Source organism: Rhodoligotrophos defluvii, from assembly GCF_005281615.1.
GTDB classification, from domain to species: Bacteria; Pseudomonadota; Alphaproteobacteria; order Rhizobiales; family Im1; genus Rhodoligotrophos; species Rhodoligotrophos defluvii.
The window spans coordinates 102,181-120,156 of record NZ_SZZM01000008.1; the positions used below are offsets into that span (position 1 = coordinate 102,181).

At 62.8% G+C, this 17,976-nt stretch carries 12 protein-coding genes and 1 tRNA gene; 5 read left to right on the forward strand and 8 right to left on the reverse strand.

Annotated features, from left to right (window positions below):
- The first annotated feature begins 83 nt into the window (after positions 1-83).
- The gene (locus tag E4P09_RS24175) at positions 84-1,685 is read left to right on the forward strand and encodes a PAS domain-containing sensor histidine kinase (protein ID WP_170984619.1); all 1,602 of its coding nucleotides are present in this window, start codon (positions 84-86) and stop codon (positions 1,683-1,685) included.
- The gene (locus E4P09_RS24180) at positions 1,682-2,098 is read left to right on the forward strand and encodes a response regulator (protein WP_137392226.1); all 417 of its coding nucleotides are present in this window, start codon (positions 1,682-1,684) and stop codon (positions 2,096-2,098) included. The genes E4P09_RS24175 and E4P09_RS24180 overlap by 4 nt, the downstream gene beginning before the upstream one ends.
- Here the strand turns inward: E4P09_RS24180 and E4P09_RS24185 are convergent.
- Both E4P09_RS24185 and E4P09_RS24190 read right to left on the reverse strand, forming a co-directional pair.
- Positions 2,095-5,271 (reverse strand): efflux RND transporter permease subunit, encoded by a 3,177-nt coding sequence (locus E4P09_RS24185; RefSeq protein ID WP_137392227.1) that lies wholly within the window; start codon positions 5,269-5,271, stop codon positions 2,095-2,097. The two genes, E4P09_RS24180 and E4P09_RS24185, sit on opposite strands and share 4 nt — an antisense overlap.
- Positions 5,272-5,274: 3 nt before the next feature.
- Positions 5,275-6,441 (reverse strand): efflux RND transporter periplasmic adaptor subunit, encoded by a 1,167-nt coding sequence (locus E4P09_RS24190; protein ID WP_170984620.1) that lies wholly within the window; start codon positions 6,439-6,441, stop codon positions 5,275-5,277.
- A 238-nt stretch (positions 6,442-6,679) separates the two neighbouring features.
- Between E4P09_RS24190 and E4P09_RS24195 the strand changes: the two genes are divergently transcribed.
- Positions 6,680-6,755 (forward strand) — tRNA-Lys (locus E4P09_RS24195).
- A 211-nt stretch (positions 6,756-6,966) separates the two neighbouring features.
- Here the strand turns inward: E4P09_RS24195 and E4P09_RS24200 are convergent.
- The gene (locus tag E4P09_RS24200; protein ID WP_137392229.1) at positions 6,967-9,096 is read right to left on the reverse strand and encodes a hypothetical protein; all 2,130 of its coding nucleotides are present in this window, start codon (positions 9,094-9,096) and stop codon (positions 6,967-6,969) included.
- 1,106 nt (positions 9,097-10,202) lie between these two features.
- Positions 10,203-10,853 carry a hypothetical protein gene (locus E4P09_RS24205; protein WP_137392230.1) on the reverse strand — a complete coding sequence of 217 codons (651 nt, stop codon included), beginning with the start codon at positions 10,851-10,853 and terminating at the stop codon, positions 10,203-10,205.
- A 279-nt stretch (positions 10,854-11,132) separates the two neighbouring features.
- Between E4P09_RS24205 and E4P09_RS24210 the strand changes: the two genes are divergently transcribed.
- Positions 11,133-11,603, forward strand: coding sequence for a GNAT family N-acetyltransferase (locus E4P09_RS24210; RefSeq protein WP_137392231.1), 471 nt, complete (start codon positions 11,133-11,135; stop codon positions 11,601-11,603).
- Between the two features lie 73 nt (positions 11,604-11,676).
- Here the strand turns inward: E4P09_RS24210 and E4P09_RS24215 are convergent, their stop codons facing one another.
- Positions 11,677-13,329, reverse strand: a complete 1,653-nt coding sequence (locus E4P09_RS24215; protein WP_137392232.1) for a PAS domain-containing hybrid sensor histidine kinase/response regulator — start codon at positions 13,327-13,329, stop codon at positions 11,677-11,679.
- Positions 13,326-14,129 carry an alpha/beta fold hydrolase gene (locus E4P09_RS24220; protein WP_137392233.1) on the reverse strand — a complete coding sequence of 268 codons (804 nt, stop codon included), beginning with the start codon at positions 14,127-14,129 and terminating at the stop codon, positions 13,326-13,328. The genes E4P09_RS24215 and E4P09_RS24220 overlap by 4 nt, the downstream gene beginning before the upstream one ends.
- Positions 14,130-14,707: 578 nt before the next feature.
- Between E4P09_RS24220 and E4P09_RS24225 the strand changes: the two genes are divergently transcribed.
- Positions 14,708-15,019: a hypothetical protein gene (locus tag E4P09_RS24225; protein ID WP_137392234.1), complete on the forward strand. Its 312-nt coding sequence runs from the start codon at positions 14,708-14,710 to the stop codon at positions 15,017-15,019.
- Positions 15,020-15,055: 36 nt separating this feature from the next.
- Here E4P09_RS24225 and E4P09_RS24230 read toward each other — a convergent pair whose 3' ends face one another.
- Together E4P09_RS24230 and ctaD are read right to left on the reverse strand one after the other, a co-directional pair.
- A complete protein-coding gene (locus E4P09_RS24230) occupies positions 15,056-15,442 on the reverse strand; it encodes a hypothetical protein (RefSeq protein WP_137392235.1) in 387 nt (128 codons plus the stop codon).
- Positions 15,439-17,970 carry a cytochrome c oxidase subunit I gene (gene ctaD, locus E4P09_RS24235; protein ID WP_170984637.1) on the reverse strand — a complete coding sequence of 844 codons (2,532 nt, stop codon included), beginning with the start codon at positions 17,968-17,970 and terminating at the stop codon, positions 15,439-15,441. The genes E4P09_RS24230 and ctaD overlap by 4 nt, the downstream gene beginning before the upstream one ends.
- Positions 17,971-17,976: the final 6 nt, after the last annotated feature.

Genomic DNA, 17,976 nt, shown 5'->3' on the forward strand with positions numbered 1-17,976 from the left:
CACGATTGGTTAAGACCTGTTCCTGAAGATCCGGCTGGAGCGCGATTGGCCGCTCCGTATCGCCAGCGAGGGAGATGCGGCCAATGCGGTCCCGCAAAGTTGCGACATTGCCGGACTTGTCCAGCCGCTTCCGAGATCTCGCGCGGCTCTCGGCGCATTGGATGTGGGAGACCGACGCGGCCGGCCGACTTGTCTGGCAGGAAGGGCACAGTCCGCGCGTCGAGGCGGTGGACCTGGCGGACTATCTCCTGGGCGCGACCTTGGGGGAAATCTTGCAGGCGATCGCGGCTGAACCGCTGCAGGAACTCACCATAGACGTGGCGCTGCAGCGCCGCGCGCCCTTCTCCGACATCATCTATCGCTACATGGATGCGCTCGACGGCGAGACGTGGATCTGCCTCTCGGGCTTGCCACTCTGCGACGATCACGGCCGACCTGGCGGTTATCGCGGAATTGCCAGCGACGTCTCGGCGCTGGCCCGCTCGGAGATCGAGCTCCGCCACACAAACCGGCATCTCACCCATTCGGCGGAGCTTGCGGGCCTCGGCTACTGGGTTTGGGATCTTCAGCGCGACTGCTTCTTGGAATGTTCGGAGACCCTGGCCCGCATCTGCGGCGTCACGCTCGATGAATTCATGGAGAGCAACAGGAGCGGCAAGGCCTTCATCCACCCCGACGACCTTGCCGAATACACCCGCATCGAGCAGGCTTTCAACGATGGTGGGGAGCGCTATGAGGTTGTCTATCGGGTGCTCGCCCGCGATGGCATCGTGCGGATCTGCCGGGAGATCGGCGAGCGGGTGGCGGGCCGCGGCGGCCGGCCCGACGTGGCGATCGGTACAGTCCAGGACATCACCGAGGATTATCGGCTGCAGGCGGAGCTGAGCGCAGCGAAGGAGCAGCTCGAAAAGCAGATCGTCGCGGAGCGGGTTCTGTTCGCGGAGCTTCGACAAAAGGAAGAGCGGCTGCGCACCGCGCAGAAGCTCGAGGCCGTCAGCAGGCTGGCCAGCGGCATCGCCCATGACCTGAACAATATTCTCTTGCCGGTCATCGTGCTGGCCGAGCGCCTTGCAGAGACATTGCCGCCGGGGGCCGACCGCAAGGACGCTCAGACCATTCTCGAGGGCGCCGAGCGGGGCGCAGCGCTGCTGCGCGACCTTCTCGATTTTACCCGGGAAAAGGCGGGATCGCGCGAGTGCTGCGACCCGGCACAGGTCATTGCGTCGACCCTGCCGATGATCCGCGCCGTCTTGCCGCCCGGCATCGACCTGAGGACACGGATCAAGCGGGACCTCGGCCTGGTCGACATGAGTGGAGCGCTGCTGTCGCGGGTGCTGCTCAATCTTGCCAGCAACGCAGCCGATGCTATGGCGGGAACCGGCCGGCTGTTCATTGGCCTCGACGAAGTGGGCGGCGATGGCGGCGACAAGCTGCGCCTACGGGTGAGGGACACGGGCTGCGGCATCGGGCCGGAGGAGATGGGCCGGATATTCGACCCCTTCTTCACCACCAAGCCAATCGGCAAAGGCACCGGTCTCGGGCTCTCGGTGGTGCACGGCATCGTCACCGCCCATGAGGGGTCAATCGCCGTCACGAGCCAGCCCGGGCAAGGCACGACCTTCGAAGTCATCCTGCCTCGAAACGGCGTAGCCGTTGCTGGCCAGCTGGAGGACGTCTTGCCATGACGGCTCGTTCCGAAGACGTGCCGCTGCGCTGTCTGGTGGTGGATGACGACCGGGTGGTGCGGGAGACCTTGGTGTCGATCATGGAGGCGGCGGGCTTTGCGGTGGAGAGCGCGGCCGATGGCCGTGAAGCTCTGGCATTGCTCGAGGTGGAGCGGCCCGACCTCGTCATATCCGATATCGTCATGCCCGAGGTGGAAGGGATAGAGCTGATCCTGAGCCTGCGCGAGCGCCATCCGGATGTCGTCATCCTCGCCATCTCCGGCGGCGCGTTGAAGCAGGAGGGGGACCTCCTGCGCTATGCGGCAGCGCTTGGGGCGCATGCGGTCTTGCCGAAACCGTTCCGCCGCCGCGAGCTGTTCGAGGTCATCGGTCGGATCCTGCCGCCCGAAAAGGCGGCCCGCATGCGGTTTTAGCCGGCTTTGGCGCCCTGCGGCGGCGATGCCGATCCTGCGGGAGGCGTCGTGTGCGGCTCGTCCTGCACACCGCTCAGCTTGTCGCCGGCCCATTGGAACAGGACGTAGAGCGCCGGGATCAAAATGATGCCGAACAGGGTGGCGGCTGTCATGCCGCCGAGCACGGTCACGCCCATGGAGACGCGGCTGGCCGCTCCTGCCCCCGTGGCCAGCACCATGGGCACGACGCCGAGGATGAAGGCGATGGCGGTCATCAGCACGGCGCGGAAGCGCATATGCGCTCCAGCCATGGCCGCTTCCAGCCTGGACAGGCCAGCTTCGCGCTGCTCCTTGGCGAATTCCACGATGAGGATCGCGTTCTTGGCGGCAAGGCCGATGAGCAGCACCAGGCCGATCTGGCAGTAGATGTTGTTGGCGAGGCCGACGAAATGGATGGAGGCCACGGCGCCGAGCACCGCCACGACGACGGACGTGATCACCGCCAGGGGGATGGTCCAGCTTTCGTACTGGCCAACCAGGAAGAGATAGCCGAACACGAGGGCCAGGGCGAAGATTACGATCACCTGACCCGAGGCGGTCGCCTCCTGGTAGGACATGCTCGACCATTCATAGGAGTAGCCCTGGGGGAGCGTCTTGGCTGCGATCTCTTCAAGGGCTGCCATGGCTTCGCCGGACGAATGTCCCGGTGCCGCATCGCCATTGATGGTCGCGGCGGTGAACAGGTTGTAGCGGCTGAGCAGGCTCGGCCCGAACGTCGTGTCGATGCTGGCCAATGTGCGCACGGGCACCATGTCGCCATCGGTGTTGCGCACATAGAGGTTGAGGACGTCGTCCGGGACGGTGCGGAATTGCTGGTCGGCCTCGATATTGACCTGGTAGGTACGCCCGTACAGGTTGAAATTGTTGACGAACAGAGAGCCGAGCTGGGCCTGCAACGTGGAGAACAGGTCGGAGATCGGCACCTTCATGCTCTCTGTCTTCACTCGATCCACATCGAGGTAGAGCTGGGGGACGGAGGCGGAAAAGGTGGAGTAGGCCGAGCCGATGCGCGGATCGCCATTGGCGGCAACGATGAAGGAACGCATGACTGAGGCCAATTCGTCGGGCGACTGACCGGACAATGCCTCGAGACGGAAATCGAAGCCGCCGGTCGAGCCGACGCCAGGAATGGCCGGCGGCGGGAAGGCGAGCACCGAAGCTTCGACGATCTGCTCAAAGGCGCCCTTGAGATGCTGATAGATGCCGCCGAGGCGGAGCGCCGGCGTGTCGCGCTCATCCCAAGGCTTGAAGACCACGACCGCCAGGCCGGCATTGGTCGAGAGGGCGCTGGCCAGCATGCTGTAGCCCGACACGGTGATCACGTTTGCTACGCCCGGCGTTTCCTTCGCGATCTCCTGGACCCGCTGCAGCACGGCCGTGGTGCGGGGGAGGGATGCAGCGTCCGGCAGCTGGACGTTGACGAACAGGGCGCCCTGGTCCTCGGTCGGAATGAAGGCGGTGGGCGTCCTTTCGAACAGCCAGGCGGCCGCAGCGCCCGCCGCAAGAACGATGACGCCGGCAATGACCGCGCGTCGACCCAGGGCTCCGACCAGGCGGACATAGCCGTTGCGGGTGCGGTCGAGCCCTGCGTTGAACCACTTGAACGGGCCGCCTCTGGCCTCGCGCGGCGGACGCAGAACGGTTGCGCACAAGGCGGGGCTGAGCGTTAGCGCGTTGATGGCCGACAGGGTCACGGCGGTGGTGATGGTTACCGCAAACTGGCGATAGAGTTGGCCGGTGACGCCGGGCAGGAAGGCGACCGGTGCGAAGACCGCGATGAGCACCAGGGTGGTGGAGATGATGGGGCCGGTGACCTGGCGCATGGCCTCGCGGGTTGCTTGCTTGCGGTCGAGGTTGGGGTTCTCTTCCATCAAGCGCTGGACGTTTTCGACCACGACGATGGCGTCGTCGACCACGAGGCCGATCGCCAGGATCAGGGCGAACAGGGTTACCGTGTTGGCGGAGTAGCCGAGCGCCAGCAGCACCGCGAAGGTGGTGATCAGCGAAACCGGAATGGTGAAGGCAGGGATAAGGGTTGCGCGCAGATCCTGAAGGAAGACGAAAACCACCACCAGCACGATGATGGCGGTGATCACCAGGGTCTCGATGATCTCGTGAATGGTGGCGGAGACGAAGGCGGTGGAGTCGTAGACGACCTCATAGGTGAGATCGCCGGGGAAGCGGCTCTTGAGGCGGTCGAGCTCGGCACGTACCCCTTGCGCGACCGACAGCGCATTGGCATCCGGCGCCTGGTAGATGGCGAGCACCGCGGCTGGCCGGCCATTGAACGCACTGGTGGAGGAATAGCTCGCCGAGCCGAGCTCCACGCGGGCGATGTCGCGGATACGCACCACGGCGCCGTCAGCGGCGGTGCGCAGGATGATATTGCCGAATTCCTCGGCCGTGGACAGGCGGCCGAGGGCGGTGACGTTGTACTGCAGCGCCTGCTGGTCGGCGATGGGCGGCGCGCCGATCAGGCCGGCCGCGGCCTGCACGTTCTGCGATTTGATGGCCCGGTCCACATCGTTGGGCGAGATGGCGAGCGAGGCCATCTTCACCGGGTCGAGCCAGACGCGCATGGAATAGTCCATCTCCCCGAAGAGAGACGCGCTGCCGACGCCGTTCACGCGGGAGAGGGGGTCGCGAACATTGATCGAGGTGAAGTTCGACAGGAACAGCTCGTCATAGGCGCCGGAGGGCGAATAGATCGCCACCACCTGCAGGAAGCCGGGCTGCTGCGTGTTCACGCTCACGCCCAGGGTGTTGACGATGGCCGGCAGGTTGGGCTGGGCGAGCGCCAGTCGGTTCTGCACATTGACCTGGGCAATGTCGGGATCGGTGCCGATCTCGAAGCTGACGCTCAGGGTGTAGACGCCGCTCGAGGTGCTCACCGAGGACATGTAGATCATGTTCTCGACGCCGTTCACCTGCTCCTCGATGGGTGCGGCCACGGTTTCGGCCAAGGTTTCGGCATCTGCGCCGGGGTAGGTGGCGCTGACCTGCACGACCGGCGGGGTGATGTTCGGATATTGCGAGACCGGTATGTTGAGCAGCGCGAGCAGGCCGGCCAGGGTCATCACGATGGCGATGACCATGGCCAGCTTCGGCCGGTCGATGAAGATGCCGGAAATCATCGATCAGCTTCCGGACACAGAATTGATCGGGTTCACCACCGTGCCGGCGCTGATCTTCTGCAGGCCGCCCACGATGATCACCTCGCCGGAGGTGAGGCCCTTGCTCACGGCCCAGCCGCTGCCCGTGCGCTGGGCGGTGGTGATGCGGCGTTCCTCGGCGCGGTTGTTCTGGCCGAGCACGAAGACATAAGGACCGTTCACGTCCTGCATGACCGCCTCGCCGGGCACGACAGGCAGGCTCTGCTTCTCGCCCACCTGGACGGTGACGTTCACGAACTGGCCCGGGACCAGAAACCGATCGGGATTCTTGAAGTCGGCGCGGACGACGATGGTGCCGGTATTCGGATCGATCGTGTTGTTGGCGAAGGTGATCTTGCCGGGGTGGGCATAGGTCGCGCCGTCGGCGAGCTTGATATAGGGCACGAACTCGCCGGTGGAGACGGCGCCTTTGGACATCTGCTCCACCACCCTGAGGTAATCGACGTCGGAGACCGCGAAGGCGACCCTGATCGGGTCTGTCTGGACGACGGTGGCCAGGGTGCTGGAAGAGGGGGCGACCAGATTGCCGACCGTCTGGTTCGCCTTGCCGATCTGGCCGTTGATCGGCGAGGCGATCTTGGTGAAGCCGAGATTGAGCCGAGCGGAGAGCTGCTGGGCTTTGGCCTGGGCGATTGCGGCTTCCGCCTGCTGGACGCCGGCGTCCGCCTCGTTCTTCTGGGCCGTGGCCTCATCCAGCCGCGCCTGCGCAATCGTGCCGGATTTGCGCAGCTGAGCCATGCGCTGGTACTGCAGCGTGGCCTCCGTCGCCTTGGCCTGAGCGGCGGCAAGCTGGGCCTGAGCCTGCTGGACTGCGGCGGTTGCGGTCTCCAGCGCCGCCTCGTAGGTGCTGGGGTCGATGAGGAAGAGCGGCTGGTCCTTCTTGACCATGCTGCCTTCGGTGAATTGAACGGCCTTGATGAAGCCTTCGACACGGGGGTGAATGTCGACCTGCTGGATCGCCTCGACACGGCCGACGAACTCGGCGGTTCTCGTCACATCCTCGGCTTTGACCGCGGCGACCTGAACGCTGGGCGGTGGCGATGCGGGTTGCTGGGCCGCTGCCGTGCGCAGCGACAGGTTTGCGGTGGCGAGTGCCACCATCAAAACCGCGACAGTTGACCGAAGTGCCAATGCGACCTCCCCACGCCACAACGCATCAATTACGACCGTAAAAGACAATTCGTTTATAGAAGATGACGCGAGAGAGATTGTTGTAAGCTTGAAAGATCCTGCTTCCCACATGCAACAGCAATCGTCGTGCGGGCGGTGCGTTTCGTGGCCCCCCGAGCGCGGATCAGCAAATCCGCTATCTTGAACTGGACAGGGCAGGGCGCATTTGTTAGACAGCCAAGCTTCACGGCGATCTGGCGGGCGCATAGCTCAGTTGGTAGAGCAGCTGACTCTTAATCAGCGGGTCCATGGTTCGAGTCCATGTGCGCCCACCACCTAACCTACTATAAAGGTTAGAGTTTTCGCCCGGTCGCGAAGCGCTTTCCTCGAAAAGCCGGCCGCGTTTTGCAGATTTTTTGCTGGATTTCACTGATGCGTCGTGTCCGGATCAGTTTCCGGCTGACCTGATCGGTCGGCATGCCACGGGGGTTGCCGACCTGCTGCCGATCGGCAACGTCGCGCTGAAGGCGCCTCGAGCGGGTCTGGTCAAGCGGCGAGCTGAAGCGTCGCGTCGAGCGCGGCAAGGCTGGCAAGCAGCAGCGCCATGTCCCCCTGATCGCCCAGGCTATCCGGCTCGAGATTGTGCCGTGCGGGCGCTTGCGGCTCACGCGGATCGGCCATGGCATCAGTTCCATCCGCGCGGCTGACGAGGACCACGTCACCCAGCAGCCGCTCTTCGCCCTCTGCATCCACATAGCGGCCACGGCCGAGGAGGATGTTGCCTTCAACCATCTCCTCCACCTGCTCGCTCTCAAGGGAGATCTCGGAAATGCCGAGCTCGGCCAGGGTCTCGAATTCCCCCTCCTCACACAAGCCGTTCTCGTTGGCGTCGCGCCAGACGCCGGCCTGTGCCCATGCGTCGTCGTCCGCATCGAACACGCCGTTGGCGTCGCCGTCATAGCGGGCGGCGAAGGCCTCAAGGTCGGTGGCTCCGTCCTCGCCTTGCGCAAAGGCGAATTCCTCGAGCGCATCGATGGCGCCGGACTGGTCGGCATCGACCGCCAGGAAGCCGTCATCGCCCGCCACCCAGCCCAGCGGCTCGCCGACGCCATCCTCATCGAGATCGGCGAATACATGCGACTGCTCGGCGGCAATCAGCTCGAGCCCATCGCCATCAAGGTCGAGGACAATGGGGGCCAGCCCCCTGCGGCCGAACCCACCGCCGAAGCCGCGGCCAAAGCCGCCACCGAACCCGCCACCCGAGGCGATACCGATGCCCGCAGGCTTGATTGGGGGCATCGGCTTGGGCCGGGGGATCGGAACAAAGCTAGAACTACCGCTCCCCGTGCCGAAGGACGGCTTGGGCCTGGGGATCGGAATGTAGCTCGAGCCACCGCTCCCCTTGATGCTGGAGCCTCCGAACCCACCGCCGCCAGACGGATAATAGGGCAGCGGTCGGATTGGCGGGGCAATGTGGTGGGGCCGCATGCGCGGCGAGCCCGATAGGTCTATTCCGGGTTTGATCTGCGGCAGCTGGAACTTCGGTTCGTATGGCGGGTAGTTGGGCTTCCTTATTGAGGGATTGCTCTGGCATTCGAAATGGAAAGGATGCTTCGTGCAGAACGGGCTGCGCATCTTGGGCAGCTTGGGCGGCGGGGGATAGAAGTAGTACTTCGGCATCGGCTCGTCTGGGACGCCGGGCTCCCACGCTTCGGCGGCCGGCTCCGGGAGACGTTCGGGGGCGGGTTGGGGCGCTGGTTGCGGCGCCGCTTGGGGCGGCTCCGGCTCGGCCTCGCGCGCGCTTTCCGGATGGGCTTGCCGTTCCGAGCCAGGGGCGACGGGTTGACGTTGTCTTGGCGCGCCTTCTATAGGCGGCTCCGGCTCGATCGGTTGAACCACTTCCGGTGCAACCTCCTGGGCGGGCTTCGGCTGAACCTCTTGCGCCGGCTCGGGCTCGACTGGCTGAACCACTTCCGGTGCAACCTCCTGGGCGGGCTCGGGTTCGACTTCTTGTGCCGTTTCGGGTTTTGCCTCTTCTCCTTGCTCCGGCTGAGCTTCCATTGAACGCTCAGGCTGAGCCTCGGGCGAAGCTTCGGGCTTGGGCGTGCCGACAGCCTCGGTAACCGGCGCCGCCTGGCTTGCATCCTGGTTGCCGCTTGGCGCGTCCTCCGTGCCATTAGTGGCTTCCGGCGCAGCGGCAGGTTCGGACGCCTCCTGCGGCGCGGATCGTGATGCGGCGTCATCTTCGGCGGAGGGATCATCGGCCTCGCCCTTCGGGTCGCCATCATCTGCTTTCGTGAGTTCGTCGTAGGCCCATGCCGCGAGCTTATCGCCGGCCAAAGCCCCGGTGGCTCCCGCAACAGCAATACCGAAGATTAATGTGACTGGATTAAGTGCAGCGAACACCGCTCCGACCATCCAAACTAGGGCGACCGCACCGACGAGACTCCCACCGATTCGTGCGCCAGCCCGCAAATCGTCGTGCTCCTCGCGCAATGTGCTAAAAGCCGAAATGGCCATGCCCGGCGCGCCAGCCAGCCGCCCCACGGCGCCCGGCACGGCCCTCGACAATGCTGCACCCATGCTCTGCTGCGCCGATTTGACCAGCCGTTCGACACTTTCCTCAACCGCGCCAGTGAGCGTGTTCAGTCCGAAGGAGTGCCTATTGCTGAGCACGCCAGCTTTTCTGCTTTCAGCAGCACTCTCGCTCGAGGGCTCGGTCGCGGGCCTGCTGCCTCTTCGCCTCGATTGAGGCGGGAAGCGGATGTCCCGCAGCGACAGTTCGCTTCCCCGCCACCCTTGATCGTGCCAGTGCTGGTAGTCTTCCTGGGGCCGGACGACGTGCCAGAACCCGCGAGCGTCCTCCTCGTAGCGCTCATTACGGCCGTCAAGTCTGCTTCCTTCGTTTGGCATTTCTTAGATCCATATTTCTACCAGCTATTCTGTTGAGATCTATATTGGTGTATAGACTTTGAGTTATTAACAATTCTCTCTGCTGAAACATTTGTGAATTGTTTTGTGTCGCGTATATATGATCCTTGCTGCTAAGATTACCGTCCAGCAAGATATAACAAAGCAACAGAAGAGAAACGAATCTATTAACACGCAATCAGGATTTAAAAACAAGGGGTAGTTCGTAAGAAAGCTATACTTTGTGCTGACTGGCTTTATTTTATTGCTTAGCTCGTCTCCAAACAAAAGTGCCCAGAGGACAAATCCTGTTGCAAAGACGATAACTGTCAAATAAATTGGGTAACGCCATTTCTTTCTTTCGAACGCTTCGTTCGTATGGATTATCTGCCTCAGATGTGCGCGAGGCAGTCGGTAGCAGACCACGGGTGGCAACAGTGCCAAGCATACGGCGATCGACAGGAGATCAACCCCGATGCTCACCCGTAAGGCATCGAGAATGCGAAAGTCGCGGGCGGTCTTGGCATAAGCATCATAGGCGTGCGCTTTGGGGGCCTGCTCGCCCAGCCAGGCTAGGGTGCTCCATATCACGCTCGACTGCACAGGTTGCCCCTGGTCGACGATCGCCTCGATCCAGTATGACTTCAGGGTCGCTCCGATGATCGCCAACGCAATCGCGAACAAGAAAAAGAAGCTGTGTCGCCTCGTCCAGGTGCTTCCGTTAGTCTGTGGTGTTCGCATGCCTTGACCTGCTCCTGAATTTCTAGATTATGAAGCGCAGTGAGCTATGCCTTGATATTTGCATGTTTCGCATTGGGTGAACCGAATACATGAGCATGATTGTGGGGGTTGAATATCAGATGAAAATCCTATCAATTCACTTCCTCGACCGCATAAATGCTCATCTTTTCTCTTTTTGACATTCTAATTCTGATGCTTGCGCCTATGCATGATGATATAAAAATCCAAAGTGCTATTGTGAACAGCATAAAGATATATGTATCTCGGGAAACTGAGTGTGGATCAATGAGGATAGGGTAGTTGGCTAATTCTCTCCTTCCACCAGCATGTACTGTAAAGCTTATCTCGCCCCCGCATGTCAGTATATAGAGCGGAAATCCAATTGCTGCTGGTGCAAATATCGATGAATATATCGTGTATTTCCAAATGTTTTTCAAAAATTTTTTGTTTGAGCTTGCAATTCGTCTGAGATGTCCCTTAGTTAGTCTAAAGCAGAGCACGTAGGGAAGCACGAGTAGGCACAGGGCAATTGACGCCAGATCCAGCCCAATACACACCCGCAGGGCATCGAGAATGCGGAAGTCGCGGGCGGTCTTGGCGTAGGCGTCATAGGCATGCGCCTTGGGCACCAGCTCGCCCAGCCAGGTGAGGCCGTTCCACAGTGCGCTCGATTGCACGGGCTGGCCCTGATCGACGATCGCCTCGATCCAGTATGACTTCAGGGTTGCCCCGATGATGGCCAGCGCAATCACGAACAGTATAAAGAAACTCTGTCGCCGCATCTTCTCCTCAGAGTCATGAGAAGTCAGCCGCATCTCTCGCCGATGATTCTGGCTTTCCCTCGACCGGGGTTCGGCCAAAACCGATCTGCGGCGAGGTTCGTGGATCGCTTCTTCGGGTTGCGCGCCCCTGCTGCCTTTCCGCCTCGGCCGAGGTAAGAAGCGGATGTCCCGCAACGATAATTTGCTTCCCCGCCCCCCTTTGATCGTGCCAGTGCTACTGGTCGTGTGGAGGCGGGCTGTGCTCGCAGATTGGTCCGATTCACTTCAGGAGGACGAGACGTGATCCGTCAGGCCGAAGCAAGGGATGAAGCAGAAATCAGAGATTGTGCGGAACAGGCTTACGCGCGCTATATTCCTCTGATCGGCCGCAAGCCGGCGCCGATGCTTGCCAATTACGCCGAGCAGATCGCCGCCGGTCACGTCTATGTCGCTACGGACGCACGCGATGTTTTTCAGGGATTCATCGTGTTTTACCCGGAGAACGGGCATATCCTTCTGGAAAACGTGGCGGTTCTGCCTCGCGCAGCCGGCAAGGGTATCGGGAAGGCGCTGATCGGCTTCTGCGAGACGGAGGCCCGGCGGCGCGGCTTCGGCACCGTACGCCTCTATACGAACGAGAAAATGACCGAAAATCTTTCGATCTATCCGAGGTTGGGATACGCCGAGGTGGGGCGGCGCATCGAGGATGGCTTCAGCCGCGTCTACTTCGAGAAGTCTCTCCGCGATGGGGCTTCGGCCCAGCCAACCTGATTTCGGATCACGAGCTCGGTGTCAGGCTTCGCGACGTTCACGATCACCAAGCATGCACTGAGCTGGGTCCAATCTAGCCGTCCAACACTGCTCTAATTTTCGCGGCCAGTTGCTCCAGCGATGCGGGCTTCTGGAGAATATTGGCGCCAGGCGGGATCACGCCATTGTGGAGCATCGCCTTGCCCGCGTAGCCGCTCGTGAACAGAGCCTTCAGGTTGGGTCGGCACTTCCGCGCCTCCTCCACAAGGCGGAGGCCATTCATGTCAGGCATCACGACGTCGGTGAAGAGAAGGCTTATTTCAGGGTGATCTCGAAGGAGGGCCAGCGCTTCGGCAGCGCTCATCGCCTCAATGACGCCGTAGCCCAGATCGCGCAGCATCTGCGCCGTAAGCGTCAGCACCTGGTCGTCATCTTCGACGACCAGCACGACCTCGGAGGCCGATCCGCGGACGAGCGCCTTGCTTGTCGCGCGCTTCGGCCCGTCACCCGCCCCGTAAAGTCGAGGCAGGTAAATCTTGATGGACGTGCCCTGGCCCGTCTCGGAGTAGATTTTGATGTGACCGCCCGACTGTTTAACGAAGCCGAAGACCTGACTGAGGCCAAGGCCGGTGCCCTTGCCCGGCCCCTTCGTGGTGAAGAAAGGATCGAACGCCTTGGCCATGACCTCCGGGGTCATGCCCGTTCCCGTATCAGTGACGGCAACCATCGCATACTGGCCCGGCTGGATATCGTGCTCCGCCGCATAGGCCTCGTCGAGGTGGCAGTTGGCTGTCTCGATGGTGAGGCGCCCGCCCTCGGGCATGGCATCGCGCGCATTGATAGCCAGGTTGAGGATCGCGCTCTCGAGCAGGTTCTTGTCGGCATGTATTTTCCAGAGGCCGCCCGCGAGCACGGTTTCGAGTCGCACCGTTTCACCGAGCGCGCGACGCAGCAGTTCTGACATGTCCGCCACCATCTGGTTGGCATTCAGCGGCTCGGGCGAGAGCGTGTGCTGGCGCGAGAAGACGAGCAAGCGGTGGGTCAGCGCGGCTGCCCTTGTGGCACTCTCCTTCGCGGCGGCGATGTACCGGGACGCGTCCTCTCCTTTGGCAAGGCGTCGCTCCATGAGGCTAAGCGCGGACAGAATGACGGCAAGCATATTGTTGAAATCGTGCGCGATACCGCCGGTAAGCTGGCCGACAGCCTCCATCTTCTGCGCCTGGTGAAGGGCCGCTTCCGTCTTCATATGCGCTTCGACGGCTTCGGCGATGCGCTCCTCAAGGGTGCGATTCAGCTGCAGAAGCTCGGCGCTGGCTTGCTCAGCGGCTCGACGGGCTTCCAGAAGCTCGCGCTCATAGCGGCGGCGGTCCGAGGCGTTGAAGATGGTGATACGGACGAACTGAAGATTACCTGCATCATCCCGACGCTCCACCGCGTTCACGAGCACCGGGAGCATGCTGCCGTCCGCACGGACAAGATCGAGGGCTACCTCGTTGAAGAAACCCTGCATGCGCATCAGGGGCGCGAAGTGGGTCTCGTAATAGATCTTCCCTGCAATGTTGAGAAAGTCTTGGAATCGGCGGCCGACGAATTCGCCGCGGTCGCGGCCGAGCCATCCGGCGAATGTGAGGTTGGCCTTGGTGATGCGCCCATCCGGTCCGGCAGAAACGTAGCCGCAGGGGGCGTTCTCGAAGAGGTCCTCGAGATCGTCAGGTGGGGGGTGTCGGGGCTCCGGAGTGTCGCTCAACGAGCGGTACTCTCGAGAAACGTCCTCATGGCAGAAACCGTCTCCTCAGGGGCGCTGAGGTTGGGGCAATGGCCGGTGGCCTCCAGAAGGATGTAGCTGCTGTTCGGCAAGTGCCGATGGACATACTCGCCCACGACCTCCGGCGCGATCACATCCTCGGAGCATTGCAGCACGAGCGAGCGAGCCGTCACCCGCGGAAGGTCCGCTCGGTTGTCGGAGAGGAAGGTGACGCGGGCGAAGCGCTTGGCGATTTCCGGATCAGTCATACAGAAGGAATTCGTGAGCTCCTCGCCAAGCTCCGGCCGGTCCGGATTGCCCATTATGAGCGGGGCCATGGCCTGCGACCAGCCCATGTGGTTGGCGTCGAGGAAATCGAGGAGCTCGTGAACCTGCGCCTCGGTGAAACCGCCGGTGTAGGCCGGACCGTCGATATAGCACGGCGATGGTCCGATCATGACGAGGTCGGAAAAAACCTCCGGTGCCTTGAGCGAGGCAATGGCGCCGATCATAGCACTTACCGAATGGCCGACGAATACGCCTCGCTCGACGCCCAGCTCGCGGCAGATGTCAATAACATCGTCCGCATAACCCTCAAGAGAACCATATTTCTTCGGGTCGTAGGCCTTGATGTCGGACCGGCCGCAGCCGACGTGATCGAAAAGGACGATGCGGTATTTCTCGGCGAATGCTGGCCAGATGAAGCGCCACATATTCTGGTCGCAACCGAAGCCATGCGCGAAGATCATGGCCTTCTCGCCGGAGCCAAGCACCTTCACGTTGTTGCGCCTTAGAACGTCCAATGACTACTCCCCTCGCGAGTTGAAAACGGGTCATTCCGCTGTTGTGCCACACTTCGTCGCCTGTTCGACGGGAAATGGTGGTGGGGCGGGCGCTTTCCAAGAGAAGTTCTAGGCAGCAGGGATGATCTCTCTCCGCCCTGCCGCCAAGCGTCCGCAAGTTATCCGCCGGTTTTGCGGAGGTTTCAGCGATGCGCCGTATTCGCATCACCTTCCGCTACCGCGTGCACTGGGCATGATGGGAGAGGCTGTTTCGCGGCAATGGCGGCCTGGCCAGGCGCGAGCTAAGCCAAGCCGCCACGCACGACGACGAGCCCCCGGCGGCGTCGTATTGGGGGCAGCCTCCGCCGCAGGAGCCCGCTACCGTCTTTGAGGTTTCGTATTAACGTCCTCGCGCTTGTCTTTATTCCCAGCGCACAATCGGAATTTCGAGCTGGAGGTCGTCGAGTGGATCAAGCCGCGACGCAGAAGTGAGGGCCGCAAGGGCTCCGGCGGACAGTGCACGCACCTTCGCGCGACCTGGAACAAGAAGGGGACCGCACGGCTTTTGTATATGGACCCTCGCGTTCGCGGGAGGAGCGATGAAGTTCGGAACCCTCGCGTGTTCGGCCTTGCTGGTGCTAGCGACGGCGTCGTTCGCCCAGGCGCAGGACCTGGCGCCGGGGGAGGCCGCGCCGCCCCAGGATTGCGTGCTCGACCCGGAGCTAGGCCCGCCTGCCGACGAGAAGGAGAGGGAGCCTTCCCTCCAAGCGCTCACCCCATGCGAGGGCGTGATCAGGCCACCACGGGTCGGGGATTCCGAGCTGGTGACGCCGCCGCCGGATGTGGGCACCACGCCGGTCATCCCGCCGCGACTGCTGCCGGAGCAACCCGGACAGCGTGAGCCGGAGTAGGGTGCTCACTTCGCGCTAGTTTCAGATGCTTCTCATCTAGCGCAGCTGCAGGCAAGCTGGCAGGATGAATGCGGTGATGCCCGCCCAAAGGATGCCGACCACGGAAAGCAGCGCCAGGACCCGCATGGAGCGGATGAGGAAGCGGTCGGTCTCTGCTGTGGGCGCGATGCCGACGAGCAGACGATAGGGCCTGTCCGGCCATATCATGAACAGAGCCACGGCCGCTGCTGCCCCGACGGTCGCGAGCACGATGATCGCCAGCGCGACGGGAAAGGTGGTGGTCTGGTCGATCAGGCCGAGCGCGCAGAGGCCGGCATGGCTGACATAGACGACGAGCAGGTGCAGCGACCAGAGCAGCGGGCCCCAGAGCAGGAAGAGGAAAACCCCGAGCATCGGCCGTTGCGGGTGCGATTGGTCGGTCATGACCCAGCCCCGGCAACGAGACGCGGAAAGCCGTGGACCATCAGAAGGCCGAGCAGCCCCTGGGCCGCGGTATAGAAGCAGAACAACTTGGCGTTGTCGAAGGTGACCCTGCGGGCATTGTCGAGCTTTCCCGCCACCATGCGGCCGCAGGCGAAAAGGCACATGATGATGACGGCGAAGGCGGCCTGTCCGGTGAGCCCGTCGGCCAGATAGACCAAAGCGCCATAGGCGGTGGCGTCCGGCCGCAGGCCCGTCTGCCAATGGCCCCACACATCCAGGGCCACCGCTGCGCCCAACGCGGCGGCCGCGACGACCAGCCCTGCAATGGTGGCAAAGCTGCGCCGGCCGGGATGGGGCAGGGCCTTGTCCGCGACCACGATAGCCGCGCAGGCGAGGAGGAACAGCACGGCGGAGCCGACCGGGTATGCGAGAGGCGGCGGTGCGGGCGATCCGGCCGGCGCCCACACCTCGGGCGACACGAGCCAGAGATAGAAGTAGGAAAAGATGTAGGCGAGGTAGAGCGAACCCGCCACCAGCATCAGCACGATCATCGCCCACCAGCTGTGCGAGCTCGGGCCGGTCATGTAGGTGGGGACCTTCTTGCCGAAGCCGATCTCGACGGCGCCCTGGTCGGGCTTGTCGAGCTGCCAGGTCCAGACCAGGCAGGAGATGATGGCGATCGCGCCGCAGATGAGAGCAAGCGTCACCATCTTCACCGTCAGCAGCAGGAAGAAGGCCGCGGTGAAGACCGCCGCGCTCAGATGGGTCCAGCTCGGGCCGGGCATCTGGATGATGTATTGCGGCTCGGCATCCACCACCGAAGTCACGATGGTTTCGCGGCCGCCGGTCGGCGCATTGGGCAGATAATGCAGCCCGTCCTTCACCTCGCGCGCCAGGTTCGGGTTGTCCCAGAGCGGGTCACGGCTGGTGACATGAGGGATGCTGCGGGTGGAGTAGACGTCGTTCGGCAGGAACTCCAGGGTGCCAGCGCCCCAGGGATTGTCCGGCCCGCCTCCGCCCATCCGGAAATTCAAGGCGAGGTCGATGATGAAGACGAGCACGCCGGCCGCCAGGATGAACGCGCCGACGGTGGAGACCATGTTCAGGTCGTCCCAGCCCATGCCGGCGGGATAGGTCCAGACCCGGCGCGGCATTCCGGCAAGGCCGGTGACGTGCATGGGCAGGAAGGCGACGTTGAAGCCTATGAACATGAGCCAGAAAGCCCACCGGCCGAGCCGCTCCGACAGCAGTTTGCGGCTTACCATGGGCGCCCAGTAGTAGAAGGTCGCAAACAATGGAAAGACCATGCCGCCGACCAGCACGTAGTGGAAATGGGCGACGACGAAATAGGTGTCATGGGCCTGATAGTCGAAGGGCACCATGGCGACCATCACGCCGGTGAGCCCGCCCAGCACGAAGATGAAGAGAAAGCCGAGAATGAACAGGGAAGGCACCGTGAGGCGGAAGCGTTTCCGCCCCGCCGCCATGGTGGCGATCCAGGAGAAGACCTGGATGCCGGAGGGGATCGCGACCGCCATGCTGGCAGCGGAGAAGAAGGCGAGGCTGAGCGCCGGGATGCCGGTGGTGAACATGTGGTGCACCCACAGACCGAAGCTGAAAAACCCGGTGCCGATGAGTGCCACCACGATGAGGCGATAGCCGACGAGCGGCGTCTGCGCCATGGTCGGGATCATCATGGACACGAGCCCCGCCGCCGGCAGGAAGATGATATAAACCTCCGGGTGGCCAAAGAACCAGAACAGGTGCTGCCATAGCAGCGGATCGCCGCCTTGCTCGGCCGCAAAGAACGGCCAGCCGAAGGCACGCTCCAGCTCCAGCAGCATGGTGGCGAGGATGACGGCGGGGAAGGCGAAGACGATCATCGCCGCGAAAATCAGCATGGCCCAGGCGAAGATCGGCATGCGGGCGAGGGTCATGCCGGGGGGCCGGGTGCGCAGGGTGCCGACGATGATCTCGATCGCGCCCGCGATGGCGGAAATCTCGATGAAGCCGATGCCGAGCAGCCAGAAGTCGGCATTGTCGCCGGGCGAGTATTTCAGCGTGGTGAGCGGCGGATACATGAACCAGCCGCCTTTCGGGGCCAGCCCGTAGAACACGGTGGAGAAGAACACGGTGCCGCCGATGACATAGGCCCAGATCGCGTAGGCGCTGAGCCGCGGAAAGGGCAGGTCGCGCGCGGCGAGCATCTGCGGCAGGAGCATGACCCCGAGCGCCTCGACGGCCGGAACCGCGAACAGGAACATCATGGTGGTTCCGTGCACGGTGAAGATCTGGTTGTAGAGGTCTTGGCTCAGGAAGTCGTTGTCGCCGACGGCGAGCTGGGTCCGCATGAGCAGGGCGAGGATGCCGGCGAGCACGAAGAAGACGAAGGCGGCGCCGATGTAAAAGACGCCGATCACCGTGTTGTTGACGGCGGTGACGATGCGCCAGCCCTTGGGCGTCGCCCAGATGCGCTTGAGATCTTCCACTTCACTGTCGGGCCGGGGGCCGGTGTTGGGCAGTGCCACCATGGA

What these genes read in the sequence shown, in the direction of transcription:
- E4P09_RS24225 (WP_137392234.1), top strand. Translation starts at nt 14,708, where the DNA reads ATGAAGTTCGGAACCCTCGCGTGTTCGGCCTTGCTGGTGCTAGCGACG.
- E4P09_RS24175 (WP_170984619.1), top strand. Translation starts at nt 84, where the DNA reads ATGCGGTCCCGCAAAGTTGCGACATTGCCGGACTTGTCCAGCCGCTTC.
- E4P09_RS24230 (WP_137392235.1), bottom strand. Translation starts at nt 15,442, where the DNA reads ATGACCGACCAATCGCACCCGCAACGGCCGATGCTCGGGGTTTTCCTC.
- E4P09_RS24180 (WP_137392226.1), top strand. Translation starts at nt 1,682, where the DNA reads ATGACGGCTCGTTCCGAAGACGTGCCGCTGCGCTGTCTGGTGGTGGAT.
- E4P09_RS24185 (WP_137392227.1), bottom strand. Translation starts at nt 5,271, where the DNA reads ATGATTTCCGGCATCTTCATCGACCGGCCGAAGCTGGCCATGGTCATC.
- E4P09_RS24205 (WP_137392230.1), bottom strand. Translation starts at nt 10,853, where the DNA reads ATGCGGCGACAGAGTTTCTTTATACTGTTCGTGATTGCGCTGGCCATC.